The organism is Streptomyces sp. NPDC045021 (assembly GCF_056432645.1).
Genome location: NZ_JBWKIQ010000027.1, coordinates 1 through 13,643, shown reverse-complemented (window position 1 = coordinate 13,643; position 13,643 = coordinate 1). Strand labels below are relative to the sequence as shown.

Sequence of the window (13,643 nt, the reverse complement as noted above, 5' to 3'; positions counted from 1 at the left end):
GTTCGGGCGTCACTTGCAACTCAGCGGGCGTTGTCCGTGCCAGCGCCCAGCTCCCTCGCACGAGCCCGCTACTGGTTTTGGTCTGAACCCGATCTTGATGGGTCAGCGGGCGAGGGAGACAGCGAAGGGCTTGAAGCCGTGTCTGCGCAAGATGTAGGGAACCACGAGGATCATGGCCTCGGTGGCGCGGGCTGTGGTGATGCCGCCGAGGTCCTCGATCCATGCGGGCTGCCAGCCCAGGTCGCCGAGCAGGCCGGTGACGGTCTTCTTCGCGTTCTGGTCATCGCCCGAGAGATAGGCGGTCGGTGGGGTGGCCAGGGTTTCGGGAGCGGTCATGACCATGAACAGCATGGTGTTGAGGGTCTTGACCACATGGGTGTCGGGGAGCGCGGCCTGGAGTTGCTCGGCGAGGCTGCTGCCGGGATAGCACAGGTCGCCGGGCAGGCCGTCATCGGCGTCGCGGGTGGCGTTGGAGACATCGACGAGGAGTTTTCCAGAGAGCTCGGTGCGCAGGCCGGCCAGGCGGTCCAGGGAGGTGTAGCCGGGCGTCGCGTTGATCACGATGTCCGCGGTGCGGGCGGCCGTGCGCTGGTCGGCGAAGGCAATCTGCGGGGCGATGCTGGCGGCAAGGGCTGCGGTCTCTTCCGGGTTCCGGACACCGAGGGTGACACGGTGTCCGGCTGCGGAGAGCTTGCTGGCGAGGTTGGCGCCGACGCGGCCGGCGCCCAGGATGCCGATGCTGGTCATGAGGTGATGATCCTTGCGGTGTGAGGTGGGTAGAGCAGAAGGGGTCCGGTCAGGCGATCGGCGACAGGACCTTGAGAGCGGCGGTGTGGATGCCGGGGGCGGCGGCCATGAAGTCGCGGCTGCCCGTGTGCCAGGGCTCGCCCGCAAGGTCGGTGACGGTGCCTCCGGCCTCGGAGACCAGCAGCGCACCGGCGACCAGACCGGAGCGAACGTCGGAGAACTGCCAGAAGGCGTCCATGCGTCCGGCCGCGATGTGGATGAGCTGCATCGTGGCGGGAACGGACACGCGCACGACCAAGCCGTTGATGAGCATGGCGGTGACGGAGTCACCGATCCGCCGGAAGGTGCGCTCGTCCTCGCCGGGCCTGGCCTGGCCGGTGCCGACGAGCGCGGCGCCCAGATCGGTCTTGGCGGACACCTTCAGGGGCCGGTCGTTGAGGCGGGCACCGCCGCCGGCGACAGCGGTGTAGGTGTCGCCGGTCAGTGGCAGGTGGACGACGGTGAGCACCGGCTGGTTGTCGCGGACCAGGGTGGCGGTCACAGCCCAGTCCTCCATGCCGTGAACGTGGTTGATGTTGCCCTCGGCGGGGTCGACGACCCACCACTCCCCCGACGGGAGCGCACCGCCGGCCAACTCGTCCTCGGCCCACTGCGATCCCCGCCGGGCCCGCAGCAGCGGCTCCCGTAGCACGTCCAGCACCGCGTCGTCGTTGGCGTGGATCTCAGCGACGACCTCGTCCAGACTCACGCCCCGGGCGTGCGGGGTGTAGCGGTCGCGCAGCGTGAGGCCGGCGGTCTTCACCGCGGCGGCCACCTCGGACAGGAGCGTCGTGTCGGCGGCGAAAGGCATGGCTGTGCTCATGGTGGGCTCCCTGGGTTCGATGTGTGCGGGCGGCTTGTCTCTCGCCTGCACTTCGAAGGTAGGGCCCCCGGTCATTAACAACAAGTGCATGCTATTCACTTATAGAGTTACTGGCATGCAACTGGATCTGAACCTGCTCATGGCCCTGGACGCACTGCTGGAAGAGGGCAGCGTCGCCGGCGCCGCAGCACGCCTCCACGTCACCGCACCGGCGATGAGCCGCTCCCTGGGCCGCATCCGCAAGGCCACCGGTGACCAGATCCTGGTCCGCACCGGCCGCAGCATGGTTCCCACCACCCGCGCGCTGGCCATGCGCGCCCAGGTCCACGCCCTCGTACAGCAGGCCCACCACCTTCTGTCCGCGCAGCAAGAACTCGACCTGGCAGCTCTGGACCGGGTGTTCACCGTGCGCTGGCACGACGCCCTGACCGCCGCCTGCGGCACCGCCCTGATCACCGCCGTCCACCGCCAGGCCCCCGGCGTCCGGCTGCGCCTGTCGGCCGAACCCGGGACGGACGACGCCGAGCTGCGCCGGGGTGAGGTCGACCTCGAATCGAGCTCCAGCGCTCCGACGCTCCCCGACATCCGCCACCGCCTCGTCGGCAGCGACCGCCTGGTCGTCGCCGTCCGACCAGGCCACCCCCTCACCGAAGGCCCGCTGAGCATCGAGCGCTACGCGGCCGCCGAACACCTCACCGTCTCGCGACGCGGAAACCTGCGCGACCCGATCGACGACGCCCTGACCACCCGCGGCCTCGAACGACGCGTCGTCGCCGCCGGGCCCACCGCCGCCTTCGCACTGCAACTCGCCCTCGACACCGACCTGGTCGTCACCCTCCCCAACGCGGTCACCCGCGCAGCCCGGGAACAACTCGGCCTGGCCACACTGCCGCCGCCACTCCCGCTGCCCGAGGTCCCCCTGTACCTACTGTGGCACCAGCGCTACGACAACGACCGCGCCCACACCTGGCTGCGAGACCTGGCCACCGAATCCGTCCAGGCCCTATTTGCACCGCCCACCGCCTCTCAACAGCCCCCCACCAACCGGACCGGGCAGTGACGGATACGCCGGAGGGAAGGCCTGCGGCAGCTGACTCCCGTTCTCGGGTTCTGGCTCAGGTTGTGTGATCCGTGTGGGTGACGACTGAACTCCCTGCGACGCCTCGGGAAGTTGCCTCAAAACGAGCAGTGGCATGAGTGGCTGGGCAAACAGTTCGGGGCTGTGAATGAGATCTTGCTCCGGCTGGATGAGTTGTTGTTCTCGTCGATCGCGGACGTCACGGTGCTGTCGGTCGACGTGAACATCGCGATAGTGCGTGTTGATGTGCGGTGCACCGCCACGGGCGCCTCGTGTCCGGGTTGCGGAGGGTGGTCCGCCAAGGTTCATGGCTCCTACCTGCGGTTTCCCGCTGATCTTCCGAGTGCGGGGCGAAGGGTCGTACTCCAGCTGTGGGTGCGCCGGTTCGCCTGCCGGAACGCCGGGTGCGGGCGCCGTACGTTCGTCGAGCAGATACCCGGCCTGACCCGAAGGCACGGCCAGCGGACCGAGCGGCTCCGCTCGACCCTGGCCGCGATCGGTCTCGCCCTCGCGGGCCGGGCCGGATCCCGGCTGGCCGACATCGTCGGTGCGCCGGTCAGCCGCAGCACTGTCCTGCGGCTCGTCGACGCACTTCCCGAGCCGGAAGTGCCCGCTACCCGGGTGGTCGGCGTCGACGAGTACGCCCGCAAGGGCCGCCACTACGGGACCGTCCTCGTGGACGTCGAAACCCGTCGGCCTGTCGACATGCTGCCCGACCGGGAGTCATCGAGCCTGGCCGCGTGGCTGGCCCAGCGGCCCGGAATCGAGGTGGTCTGCCGGGACCGTGCAACGTTCTTCGCCGATGGCGCCACCGTCGGCGCCCCGCAGGCCGTGCAGGTCGCGGACCGGTGGCACCTCTGGCACAACCTCAGCGAGGCTGCCGAGCGGAGCATCGCCCAGCACCGCCAATGTCTGCACGTCCTCGTCCCTCAGACGACTGAACCGCCCGAGACGGAGCCCGGCCCCACAGAGGAGTCGTCCGGCTCGCCATGGCCGAGGCGATCCCCGTCGGCTACTCCCCCAGTTCGTTCCGACCGAGGTTACTCAGCTGCGTGTGGCCCGTCGTGCCCCGGAGACGTACAAAGGACTATGAACACGGCTTGACGTGAGTCATCAAGCCGCGTTCACAGCCTCTTCCGTGCGGGCAGCCACCGGCCGAGACTGCTCTACTCCACGTCGATGCCGTCTCGTGGCAGACGTACGCAGGGCCGTGTGTCCGGGCCGCGGCCGCCGTTCGGATCACCCAACGCGGCCCTTCATGTGATTGCCGGACGCCTCATGAACCGGGCAGCCGTCGCAGGGGTACGACGTCTCAACAGAGGACGACTCCAGAACAGCGTGAGGAGCTTGGCGATGTACGCAGCAGTCCGGCGGTACAAAGGCGTGACCGATTCGGCCGAGGCAGCACGTCTCGTGAACGAGGGGTTCGTGCCGCTCATGCGCCAGGTCTCCGGCTTCGTGGCCTACTACTGGATCGATACCGGGGACGGAGCGATGGTCTCGACCAGCGTCTTCCAGAACCAGGCCGGTGCCGACGAATCAATCTCGAGGGCTGCGGACTTCGTGCGGGACAACCTTGCGTCGCTGCTCCCCAACCCTCCCCAAGTCATGGCCGGCGAGGTGGTGGCTTCCGCATGACAGCGTTCGGACCATCCCCATCAGATGGCCTCCAAGGCTCTACCGGCCTGCAGTGCCCGCATGGTCGCCCTTCACAGCCTTGATCCCGCGAGGTGCGTCGGCAGCGAAGCGGACTGTGAACACGGCTTGACGTGATCACCAAGCCGCTTTCCCAGACTCCACGCAGGTCACTGGCACTGTGACCGTGGACCTCAGCGTGGGTGGGGTTCGTGGAGACGGACGGTCATCTTCACCGTCACGTCGTCCCCTGCCGAGAGGCCGCCCGGCTTGCGCACAGCGACCTTGAGCGGCAGCAGGTATCCGTTGTCCTTGGGGAAGAGCGACGTCTGGAAGGCGACCTCGCCGATCCGAGCCTCGACCGGAATCACACCCCAGCCGTAGGTGGCCATCGCAGCCACCTCGCGGATGTCGGCGGACTCCTCGTCTGGCACAGGAACGAAGTAGTACGGCGACGGTCCGCGCCATTCGACCACTCGGCCGGAAAAGAAGAACTCCATGAGGCCAGTCTCCTTCCTCGATGACGGCCAAGTCACGCGATCGGCCCGGCGAAGGATTCCGGTCTTATGACCCCTCGACGAAGTAGGTGTACGGCGCCACGGAGACTGCTTCCGAGACCGAGCGTTCGTCGTCATCGCCAGCTTCGGGGTCGAGGTCCCGGGCCCGCGACGACGTCATCGAGGAAGCGCTGGAGGACGTCATGCCGTGATTTTCTCAGCTGCCCCGATCCGCACGATGATCGCCGGATGGTGGATCATGGAGCGATGAAGCAGATCATGAAGGTGGTTCCGGTCGAGCAGCCAGGGCATGAACCAGCGCTCTCCGCATACCAACAGGCTCTGCGCGACCGGCTCCTCTCCGCCCCCGTGGCGCCTGCGCCCGAGCCCTGGCAACCGGTCTCCAACGCCCCCGTCCCTGTCGGCGGGCTCCTGGGGATCGGCTTCGCATCGCATCCCGGGGACGGCCGCGATCTGGTGATGGTCGTCTCACACGAGGGTCACGGCCTTTTCGACGCCGTCACCGGGGAGAAGATCGCCAGGGACCGCGACCCCGACCCGGAGGACAGCACCCCCGACGCGGTTGCCGACCTGTCCTGCCCAGGACTGGGCCCGATCAGCGGCATCCGCGTGCGCATCGCGGGGCTTTTCGGCGGAGGACTACACGCCACCACCGGGGATGGTTGGACTCTGGAGGTCGTCACCCCGGCATGGCCGAACGACCGTGTCCTGCTCTCTGCCGACGGCGGCCTGCCCCACTCCGGTCCCCCCGGAGAGCGGTGGTGGCACATCTTCCACTCCAACTACTCCGAACTCCGAGCAGCTGGCTTCTCCCCCTCCGGGCAGACCATCGCCATCGCGACGAGCAGCGATATTTCACTATGGACACGCAGAACGGACCGGAGCCACTCCAGCAGTGCCGAGCACTGAATCAACCCGCACAGGAGAGGGGGATCACTCTCTCCGCGTGCTCTGGTGTTCACCTTCCCCCACGCACCGGCTGAGCCCCGAGCTTCGACCTGTCCCAGCGAGGCCATGCAGACAGCCCCGATGACCTTCGAGCCAAGCACCGAGTCACAGGGTTGATGGTCGTCGGCTGGAAAGGGGTTGTGAACGCGGCTTGACGTGGGTCACCAAGCCGCTTTCATAACCTGTTGCACCACCAGCTTCTGTTGACTCCTGCTTGCATCAGGACGGTCTGCGCTACGCGGCGTTTGGAGTGGCGGGCTGGCTCCGAGGGATGTTCTGCGTGACGAGACCGAGGTTGGACGTGCGGTTGCGGAACAGGCTCGTCGACAGCAGGGGCTCCTGGCCGGCGCGCTCCTTGGCGCGTGCCGATCGGAAGAACCACAGCAGCACAAGTGCACCGAGGACGATCAGACCGATCATCAGCCAGATGCTGTTGTCGGCTGCCAGGATCCCCATGACGAGGAGGATGAGGCCGACGGCCGAGAGGATCGCTCCGCGGGTGTCAAAGGGGCGCGTGGGGTCCGGTGGCAGGGGGTCTTTGATTCGGCGACTCAGGATGACGATCAGTGCGATCACCAGGGTCTGGAACACGAAGGGCCGCGCGCCAGCTGATGGCGGAGGTGATGAGTCCCCCGATCAGCGGCCCCGCGGCGGCGCCGATGCATCCCAGCGCCATGACGGCCCCGAAGGCGCGGGCACGTGAGGTCACTTCCGTGAAGAGAAGCGTCGTGAGAATGTAGACGGGCGGGATGAGCAGCGCCGTGCCGATGCCTTCGAGGATCGAGTTGCCGAGAATGAGGACGCCCAGGCCCGGGGCGGCCGCGCTCAGCAGGGCGCCGATGCCGTAGACGGCGAGACCGGCCAGGAAGCACCGTTTGCGGCCGTAGCGGTCGGTCAGCTTGCCGCCGGGGATCATCAGCGCCGCCATGGCCAGGAGAAAGATCGTGATCGCGACCTGCACCCCCTGCACGGTCGTGTCAAGGTCCTCGCTGATGTCATTGATCATCACGTTCATGTTCGAACCGGCGAAACTACAGATGAACTGGGCCAAGGCGAGCGGGGCCAGCACGCCGCGCATCGCACCAGTCCCGCGTCCCGAGGTATTCGCTTCAGCCACCACCCCTGCCCCCTTCCCTGTCGAGCTGCTCGTTGCTGGTGCGCAGCCACTTGTGCGAGAAGGTGCGGCAGGACTCCGGTTCGTCGGCGATCTCGTCCAACGACGGCAGGGGCGAGGGCGGACCGTCGTTCACGCTGGTCAACATCCCAGGACCTGCGAAAGGCGGGTAGTCGTTCATAGAAGGCTTCCTCACCCGATGGGTACGGCGCGTTCAGCGCTTCCCGACCGCCTGATCAACAAGCTGAAGGCCCGGCGAGGCATCGCCACCTGGTACGAGACCCCGGCCCAGCCACCTCGCCGGTCTCCACCTGCACGCTTCAATGATCTGGATCAAAGACCTCACCCGCACCGCCCAGTGAGCACGGCTCGATACGCGCCAGTGTCCTGGCAGTCGCGAGCGGCCGGCGTCAGAGACTTGTCCGGTCAGAGCGGGCCGGCCATCCTGTAGACCGAGACATGGGAGCGCGACTCCGCAGTGAATTCCTCTCCCGTCCAGTCGGCATGCCTGGACTCCAGTGTCATTCCGGCCAGTTCGGCCATCAGGTCGAGTTCAGCCGGCCAGATGTATCGGTGCGGGCTGCGGAACAACCGGGCCTCGCGGCTGGCCTCGGTGTCGAACCGGAAGTGGTGTGAGACGACCTGCTGGCGCAGGACATCGTAGGTGTCGAGCCCGATGTAGCCCGTCGCCGACTCCCAGACCACGGCCTGCTGACCTGGCGGCAGCTTGCGAAGTTCGGGGACCCACAGCTCGACGACGAACCGTCCGCCCGGCACGAGGTGGCGTGCGGCGTTTCGGAAACAGGCAACCTGCTGGGCCTGCGTGAGCAGGTTGGAAATGGTGTTGTAGACGAGATATACGAGCTGGAACTCGCCCGGAGCTCGTGCAGTGGCCATGTCGCCGACGACGACCGGGATAGCCGAGTCATCTGCCTTGGTGCGGAGCTGATCGATCATCGGCTTCGACAGCTCGATGCCACTGACCGGGACTCCGCGCTCCGCGAGCGGCACTGCCACCCGCCCGGTCCCAATCGCGAACTCCAGCGCCCGCCCGCCGTCGGTGAGCTCCACGAGTCGGTCCACTGTCGGCCTCAGCACCGCCGGCGCGAACATGCCGGTCCCGGGGGCGTCATAGTTCTGAGCGGCCTGGTCATCCCAAATCTCACTTTGAAGCATGAGCAGCGATGATTTCCCACCACCCGAGGAACGTCAACGCACTTTTTCCAGAGCCAAGATGAGGGTGCACCACCGGCTTGGTGTAGTTCGGTCGCATAGGGCCGACCGGACGCGTATCCATGGCACCTCGCGCCGGCCGCCACAGAGTCAGTTGCCAGTCGACGCCACACGCGGTGCCGTGGGCAGCGACCCGATGCACCCATTTCAAAAGGGGCCATGAATACGACTTTACTCAGTGGTCCGCGCCCTTGATCCGGCGATGAGAGACCTGCTTCCGTGCCGTGCGCCAACGTGACCGTGTCTGCTCGACCATGCTGTCCCACTGCTGGCGGACCTCGTTGTCTGAAGGTCGCAGGCCCTGACGGATCCGGCTGAGCTCGTCTCGTACTTCTCGTCCTAGTGCAGCCGATGCGACGAGGACGAGCATGGCTGCGAAGAGAGCCGAGATCATCGCGAAGACGGCACCGACCACCCCGTAGCGTGAGGCGGAGGAGTTGAAGAGACGCGGCAGGTAGAGCGTTGCGCCCACGGAATAGACCGCTGTCAGAACGGCTGCCGTGACGCCGAAGGGGATTAGGTCGGGCCAGGTGATCCGCTTCGCTGACAGGATCCAGCCGCTCCAGACAAGGAACACTGCGGTTACCGATGCCTCGCCGACCACGGTCACCAGACCTAGCCCGCTCCCGCCCAGGACTGCGGTGAGCCATCCGGTGACCGCTGCGTAGCCCCCGAGAGTGAGGATCCACCACAGGCCGTTTCGTGTGTTGCGCACGCTGAGGGGCTTGAGTTCCCATGTCTGTTCGAAGAGCCGCTGCGAGGCCCGCGCGAAGCTCAGCACCGAGATCGTCAGGAACACCACCCCGAAGACGCCGACGCTCGTGCTTGTGCTCTCGGCCGGGGAGAAGAGGGAGTTGACCGCCTCGGCGCCCGCGCCGGAGAGGCTGTAGCGCTCGATGATCCGGTCCGCTGACTCGTACTGGACGAAGTCGCTCAGGACGGCGCTGCCGAGGATTGCGAGCGGAACCAGTGCGGTGAGAGCGCTGGACGCCAGCGCCATCGAGCGGTCGAAACCAACGATCCTTTGAAACCGGTTGATGACTCGCAACGCGAAGGCGGGACGCAGCCAGAATGTCAGGGTTCTGACGAGCCGCTCGCGATTGATCCTCGCCGTCCTGCCCTCCGTGAAGATCGGAACCTGTCTGGCGGCCGAGCCTAACGGAGGGTCATGAGGTCCATGACGGGCGACACGGAAGTTTCGCCCAAAGGACTGTGAGCGAGGCTTGACGTGGATCAAGCAGGACGTCCTTGTCCTGGACACCGCAACGCACCAGGTCGGCGAAGTCCAACAGATTGGGTCGGCCTACCCCTCCAACACGAATCCCGCAGAGTTCGCGTGGTTGCGGCCTCCGGGTGGCGGTGTCGAATGGAGTGCTCCCCTGTCCGTTCTCGCACCCGTGGATGACACCCCGTGACCCGGTCCGTGGTTGACCGGCCACGCCACCGCCGCCCGCCGTGCCCCTCGGGCGACGGGCGCACCGCAGGCGCACTGCTGATGCTCCTCAACGTGCTCGGCGCGCCCGCTGTCGCCGTGCTGCTCGTCTGCGGTCATCCCGACGCTCCGCCTGCTCCGAGTTTCGCTGTGGCCGCTGCGGACACTCCGCCCCCCAGCCTCTGATCCCCGGTCTCCGTCGATGATCCGTTCCGGCGGAGACCGGTACCAGCGCGCCCGGCTCCGGCCATCAAGGGATCACGGCTCCCCTGACCGTGACAGCGGGAGCCGGGCGCCCCCTCTAACGCCCGCACGGCAGCATGCCCAGAGAGGACGACTCATGGCCAAGCCACCACCACCGGGGCCTCGCCGACCGCAGACGCCGACACCCCGGCCCCCGGACCCGAAGCCGATCCCGGCTCACGACCGCACCGCCGCGTAGGACCACGCACCCTCAAGATCAGCAATGAGACGAAGGAGACCAGCCATGGGATGGGGAACCGGCAAGGGCGGTAGCGGAGGCGACGGCAAGCACTCCGGAGGGAAGGACCCGGGCACCAGCAAGCCGTCTCCGGACGGGTCACGACCCGCTCCGGAGCCCAGCACAAGGGCGGCGACAAGAAGTGACGCACTCGCACCAGCCGGAGCAGGCCGCAGCCCAACGCGACCTGCTCCGCGCGATCTCGACGGACCTGGGACATGTGCCGGCCCCGGAGTGGGTGAAGGCCATGGAAGCCGTGCCGCGACACCACTTCCTGCCCGACCGGATGTGGCTGGACGACGGGGGGGTGGATACGCACCCTGCGACCGACAGGGCGACGCTGAGCGGGGCTACGCCGCCGCCTACGCCGATGCGCCCGTGGTAACCCAGGTCAACGACGGCGCAGAGCCGAAGGAGGGCGATGTCTGGGCTTCTTCCTCGGCTTCCGCTCCTTCCATCGTGCTGCGCATGCTGGAAGACCTCGACGTGCACCAGGGCGCGCACGTCCTGGAAATCGGCACCGGCACCGGGTGGAACGCGGGCTTGCTTGGGTGAAGCAGTCCCAGCCGGGAGGGGTGATCGTCACGGCGTGGGACAACCCGTGGATCACCTACGGATTGCTGCGACTGGAGGTCAATGCTGGGGTCGGCGAAGGCCGGTTCAGCCCCCACGGCGCCTTCATGCTCATGCGCAACCAACGAGCCGACCTACGGATCTACCGGGACGTCGTCCGCGACGAACACCAGCCAGACGACTCCAAGACCAATCTGGCGCCACGGGACGCGACCGGCCAGAACCTCGACGCACAGTTCGCGATCGGAGCACGACTGCGCGACGTCTGGTACACCCGCCAGCAGAACCCCGACGTGGACGGCGTGATGACCCGCCTGTGGGTCGCCACCACCGACGCCACCTCATGGGCCGCCGTCGACTACGACGGCGAACACGACGACCAGTTCACCGTCTGGCAGCACGGCCCACGCCGCCTCTGGGACGAAGTAGAAGCAGCCAACAGCTGGTGGAAGGCGAACGACCGCCCAGGCCCAGACCGGTTCGGCCTCACCGTCACCTCAGACGGACAACGGACCTGGCTCGACAATCCCGACAACCACGTGACCCCGTGATCATCTTCGTGCCGCTGAAACCGTGACACACCGTGGCGATGACCCCCACCAGGAAAGTCGGTGAGGGTCATCGCGCGCCGTCTCACTCCCGGATGCCGATACCAAGCGACTCAGCCAGCTCCCGTAGCGCCTTCCGGCACACCAGAGGTCGTCGTCCCTTTCGGGCCGACGTCCGCGTGGCTTCATCGGAACCCTCGGTATCACCCTGCGTAATCTCACCGGTACCCGGAGCGCCGAAGTGGCGTACGCCGGCCAGGGAATGGAGAATTCTTCTTGGTCCTGGACGATCCGGTTCGCCTCGCGTGCAGCGAACGGATCTCAGCCGACCCAGGTTTCCTGGCCCTTCAGTAACTCTCGCCGGGCGCGGTCGCAAAAACGGGAGGTGACGTGACGAATCCCCAAACCGTCCTGATGCAGGCAAGCCAAGGTCCCGTACCGGAGAATTGGCGGGTCTTCACCAAGAAGCGGGGAAAACTGTCCGGCTTCCTGCGCGGGACATCGGATGATCCGGATCCGCTGCTGGTCATCACCTCTGACGAGGTCATCGAGTACAAGGACGAACGCAAGCCTCTGACGATCGTCAATTTCTACGATCTAGCTGGAGTAACGCTGAAAGCGACCGCAAGCACCTCCTCCGGAAGTATGCTGGCGGATCTTCACGTATGGGTGGACCTCACCTACCGCGACGGCCGGAAGGAAAAGTGGCGATCCACATCCTTCGCGGACGACCTACAGACGATTCAGGGGTTCATCGAAGCGTACGGTGTTCACAAGGCACTTCAAGGGCGCAACTGACCTCTGGCCCGAAACTTCTGCCCACGTGCTCGCCGGCCTTCAGGCGCCGGTCGGCGTCGTGCAAGTCCTCCAGCCGGGTCAGCCACCGCTCGAACGCCAGATCGTCGGGGAATCCCGAGGCGTACGTGCCAGCATAGCCCTGGGTGATCTGGACCCGCAGATGCCCGTACTGGATTGCCGCGGCGACCATGCTGCGTGGGCGGCGGCAGATGAACCAGGCCAGCGTTCGTCGCAGGCGGGAGCTTGTCAGTCGCCGGGGATCGCCGGGGATCACATCGCTGCGGCCGTGCTGGTCGCAGAAATGGTTCACCCAGGTGGCGAAGAGGTTCAGGTCGCCGTTGATCGAGGCGAGCGTGCGCGCCTCGCCTCCCTCGTGCTCGGCGCGTTCGTCCGCCCCTGGCCAGACGGGGAACAGGACGTCGGCGTCATGAAGGCGCTCTTGGACGCCGATCGCCGCGGCAACGAGGTCGGGCGCGATCCACGACTCGTCGCGGAACTGCCCTTCGGGGATCTTCTCGCCGTTCTCGTCGCGGACGTTCTTCCACTTCCGGCCGTGGACCTCCCACAGCTTCGTCACCCGGCCCCGTGTATGCAGCCCCGCCGCAGGTGGCGGGCAGGGCCTGGCTGCGCAGCCCGTTGATCAGGAGCGCCGGGCAGTCGGTAGCGAGCCACTGCTTCCAGTGGTCGCCGTGGACGAGGTTCTCGGAGTCGACGTTGTCCTGCGGGTGGAACGGCAGCCGCCAGCCGGCGCCGCCGGGCAGTGGGCGCAGCACGGGGCCAAGGACGGCGGCCAGGGGTCCGCAGGCGGCGGCCAGTCTCGCGGGTGGCTGCGGTGTAAGGGAAGTTGAGGACGAAGGCGAGGGGGCTGGTGCCGTGGTCGTGGAGGTCGACGGCGGTGTCGACGCTGATCAGGGCCTTGAGCCGTTCGGAGCGTTCGGCGGCCAGGTGGAAGGCGTTGAACGCTCCGAGGGAGTGGCCGAGGAAGACCGCACGGTCGATGCCGAGGTGGTCGAGGAGGGCGAGGAGGTCGGCAATGTAGCCGGCGCGGATGTATTCGGGGACGCGGTCTGAGTCGCCGTGGCCGCGCTGGTCGGGGGTGATCACCCGCCACTTGGGCCCGAGGGCGGCAGCGAGGGCGACGAAGGACGCCCCTTCGGAGAGGTGGCCGTGCAGAGCCATCAGGGGGCGGCCGGTTCCGCCGAAGTCGAGGTTGAGGTGCGTCAGCAGCGAGCCAGGTCGTCGGGAGCGGCCGACGGGGTTACTGCCTGGTCGTTCCAAGGGTCTGGTCGGCCGTTGCGAAGCGGTGCTCCGTCGGCTTCAGCACTTCGTAGAGGTACCCGAAGTACTCCGTTTCCGCCGTTCCAGTGAGCACCGCCAGTAGGAAGGCAAGGCACCCCATGTCGTGGTGCTCCCATAGGGGGCCGCGCCCCTCGTTGTAGAGCACGGTCCAGGCGTCGGGGTGCTGACCGGGCCGCGCGAGCCAGTACAGGAATGCTCCCGTGCCCTCCTCGAATGCCCATGGCAGGACCCTCGCCCCCGCCTCCTGCAAGCCAGCGGGCTTGTCCTCGAACTGCCACAGGTCGGCCAGGATCTCGTGCCGTTCCGTCGTCTGCGCGTGCAGGTCGCAGTCGTCGTAGGCGGAGTCGGGGACGAGCAGCCAGATCGTCTCGTCGAAG

At 67.1% G+C, this 13,643-nt stretch carries 16 protein-coding genes and 2 pseudogenes; 7 read left to right on the top strand and 11 right to left on the bottom strand.

Going from position 1 to position 13,643, the window contains the following annotated elements; genetic code table 11:
• Positions 1–102: 102 nt before the first annotated feature.
• Together AC07DC_RS40840 and AC07DC_RS40835 are read right to left on the bottom strand one after the other, a co-directional pair.
• Positions 103–747 carry an NADPH-dependent F420 reductase gene (locus AC07DC_RS40840; protein WP_478919998.1) on the bottom strand — a complete coding sequence of 215 codons (645 nt, stop codon included), beginning with the start codon at positions 745–747 and terminating at the stop codon, positions 103–105.
• A 49-nt stretch (positions 748–796) separates the two neighbouring features.
• Entirely contained in the window at positions 797–1,609 is an 813-nt protein-coding gene (locus AC07DC_RS40835) for an inositol monophosphatase family protein (protein ID WP_478919997.1), read from the bottom strand.
• A gap of 115 nt (positions 1,610–1,724) precedes the next feature.
• On the opposite strand from AC07DC_RS40835, the gene AC07DC_RS40830 reads away from it, so the two are divergent.
• The 3 genes and pseudogenes from AC07DC_RS40830 to AC07DC_RS40820 all read left to right on the top strand — a co-directional run bounded on the left by AC07DC_RS40830 (position 1,725) and on the right by AC07DC_RS40820 (position 4,325).
• Positions 1,725–2,669 (top strand): LysR family transcriptional regulator, encoded by a 945-nt coding sequence (locus tag AC07DC_RS40830; RefSeq protein ID WP_478919996.1) that lies wholly within the window; start codon positions 1,725–1,727, stop codon positions 2,667–2,669.
• Between the two features lie 162 nt (positions 2,670–2,831).
• A pseudogene (locus AC07DC_RS40825) lies at positions 2,832–3,683 on the top strand (ISL3 family transposase); the annotation flags it as partial.
• 357 nt (positions 3,684–4,040) lie between these two features.
• Positions 4,041–4,325 carry a hypothetical protein gene (locus AC07DC_RS40820; protein ID WP_478919995.1) on the top strand — a complete coding sequence of 95 codons (285 nt, stop codon included), beginning with the start codon at positions 4,041–4,043 and terminating at the stop codon, positions 4,323–4,325.
• Between the two features lie 191 nt (positions 4,326–4,516).
• Here AC07DC_RS40820 and AC07DC_RS40815 read toward each other — a convergent pair whose 3' ends face one another.
• Both AC07DC_RS40815 and AC07DC_RS40810 read right to left on the bottom strand, forming a co-directional pair.
• Entirely contained in the window at positions 4,517–4,822 is a 306-nt protein-coding gene (locus tag AC07DC_RS40815) for a DUF1905 domain-containing protein (RefSeq protein WP_478919994.1), read from the bottom strand.
• 64 nt (positions 4,823–4,886) lie between these two features.
• On the bottom strand, positions 4,887–5,024 hold the full coding sequence (locus tag AC07DC_RS40810) for a hypothetical protein (protein WP_478919993.1): 138 nt from the start codon (positions 5,022–5,024) through the stop codon (positions 4,887–4,889).
• 62 nt (positions 5,025–5,086) lie between these two features.
• Here AC07DC_RS40810 and AC07DC_RS40805 point away from each other — a divergent pair, with 62 nt between their 5' ends.
• Complete coding sequence (locus AC07DC_RS40805) at positions 5,087–5,749, top strand: hypothetical protein (RefSeq protein ID WP_478919992.1); 663 nt, start codon at positions 5,087–5,089, stop codon at positions 5,747–5,749.
• Positions 5,750–6,061: 312 nt separating this feature from the next.
• Here AC07DC_RS40805 and AC07DC_RS40800 read toward each other — a convergent pair.
• The 4 genes and pseudogenes from AC07DC_RS40800 to AC07DC_RS40785 form a co-directional block, all read right to left on the bottom strand.
• Positions 6,062–6,866: pseudogene (locus tag AC07DC_RS40800) on the bottom strand (MFS transporter); the annotation flags it as partial.
• A 31-nt stretch (positions 6,867–6,897) separates the two neighbouring features.
• Positions 6,898–7,050 carry a hypothetical protein gene (locus AC07DC_RS40795; protein ID WP_478919991.1) on the bottom strand — a complete coding sequence of 51 codons (153 nt, stop codon included), beginning with the start codon at positions 7,048–7,050 and terminating at the stop codon, positions 6,898–6,900.
• Positions 7,051–7,328: 278 nt separating this feature from the next.
• Positions 7,329–8,078, bottom strand: a complete 750-nt coding sequence (locus AC07DC_RS40790) for a class I SAM-dependent methyltransferase (protein ID WP_478919990.1) — start codon at positions 8,076–8,078, stop codon at positions 7,329–7,331.
• Positions 8,079–8,310: 232 nt separating this feature from the next.
• Positions 8,311–9,372: a hypothetical protein gene (locus tag AC07DC_RS40785; protein ID WP_478919989.1), complete on the bottom strand. Its 1,062-nt coding sequence runs from the start codon at positions 9,370–9,372 to the stop codon at positions 8,311–8,313.
• Positions 9,373–10,426: 1,054 nt separating this feature from the next.
• Between AC07DC_RS40785 and AC07DC_RS40780 the strand changes: the two genes are divergently transcribed.
• From AC07DC_RS40780 to AC07DC_RS40770, 3 genes are all read left to right on the top strand, one after another.
• The gene (locus AC07DC_RS40780) at positions 10,427–10,603 is read left to right on the top strand and encodes a hypothetical protein (RefSeq protein ID WP_478919988.1); all 177 of its coding nucleotides are present in this window, start codon (positions 10,427–10,429) and stop codon (positions 10,601–10,603) included.
• Positions 10,600–11,172 (top strand): hypothetical protein, encoded by a 573-nt coding sequence (locus AC07DC_RS40775; RefSeq protein ID WP_478919987.1) that lies wholly within the window; start codon positions 10,600–10,602, stop codon positions 11,170–11,172. The genes AC07DC_RS40780 and AC07DC_RS40775 overlap by 4 nt, the downstream gene beginning before the upstream one ends.
• A gap of 387 nt (positions 11,173–11,559) precedes the next feature.
• Positions 11,560–11,967 carry a hypothetical protein gene (locus AC07DC_RS40770; RefSeq protein ID WP_478919986.1) on the top strand — a complete coding sequence of 136 codons (408 nt, stop codon included), beginning with the start codon at positions 11,560–11,562 and terminating at the stop codon, positions 11,965–11,967.
• On the opposite strand, the gene AC07DC_RS40765 is transcribed toward AC07DC_RS40770, so the two are convergent.
• The 3 genes from AC07DC_RS40765 to AC07DC_RS40755 form a co-directional block, all read right to left on the bottom strand.
• Positions 11,921–12,544, bottom strand: a complete 624-nt coding sequence (locus tag AC07DC_RS40765; protein WP_478919985.1) for a hypothetical protein — start codon at positions 12,542–12,544, stop codon at positions 11,921–11,923. The genes AC07DC_RS40770 and AC07DC_RS40765 overlap by 47 nt on opposite strands.
• Positions 12,541–13,146 carry an alpha/beta fold hydrolase gene (locus AC07DC_RS40760; protein WP_478920036.1) on the bottom strand — a complete coding sequence of 202 codons (606 nt, stop codon included), beginning with the start codon at positions 13,144–13,146 and terminating at the stop codon, positions 12,541–12,543. The genes AC07DC_RS40765 and AC07DC_RS40760 overlap by 4 nt, the downstream gene beginning before the upstream one ends.
• Positions 13,147–13,225: 79 nt before the next feature.
• Positions 13,226–13,643, bottom strand: a 418-nt coding sequence (locus AC07DC_RS40755) for a hypothetical protein (protein WP_478919984.1), incomplete at its 5' end; no start/stop codon positions are given.

What these genes read in the sequence shown, in the direction of transcription:
- AC07DC_RS40840 (WP_478919998.1), bottom strand. Translation starts at nt 747, where the DNA reads ATGACCAGCATCGGCATCCTGGGCGCCGGCCGCGTCGGCGCCAACCTC.
- AC07DC_RS40835 (WP_478919997.1), bottom strand. Translation starts at nt 1,609, where the DNA reads ATGAGCACAGCCATGCCTTTCGCCGCCGACACGACGCTCCTGTCCGAG.
- AC07DC_RS40830 (WP_478919996.1), top strand. Translation starts at nt 1,725, where the DNA reads ATGCAACTGGATCTGAACCTGCTCATGGCCCTGGACGCACTGCTGGAA.
- AC07DC_RS40820 (WP_478919995.1), top strand. Translation starts at nt 4,041, where the DNA reads ATGTACGCAGCAGTCCGGCGGTACAAAGGCGTGACCGATTCGGCCGAG.
- AC07DC_RS40815 (WP_478919994.1), bottom strand. Translation starts at nt 4,822, where the DNA reads ATGGAGTTCTTCTTTTCCGGCCGAGTGGTCGAATGGCGCGGACCGTCG.
- AC07DC_RS40810 (WP_478919993.1), bottom strand. Translation starts at nt 5,024, where the DNA reads ATGACGTCCTCCAGCGCTTCCTCGATGACGTCGTCGCGGGCCCGGGAC.
- AC07DC_RS40805 (WP_478919992.1), top strand. Translation starts at nt 5,087, where the DNA reads ATGAAGCAGATCATGAAGGTGGTTCCGGTCGAGCAGCCAGGGCATGAA.
- AC07DC_RS40795 (WP_478919991.1), bottom strand. Translation starts at nt 7,050, where the DNA reads ATGTTGACCAGCGTGAACGACGGTCCGCCCTCGCCCCTGCCGTCGTTG.
- AC07DC_RS40790 (WP_478919990.1), bottom strand. Translation starts at nt 8,078, where the DNA reads ATGCTTCAAAGTGAGATTTGGGATGACCAGGCCGCTCAGAACTATGAC.
- AC07DC_RS40760 (WP_478920036.1), bottom strand. Translation starts at nt 13,146, where the DNA reads ATGGCTCTGCACGGCCACCTCTCCGAAGGGGCGTCCTTCGTCGCCCTC.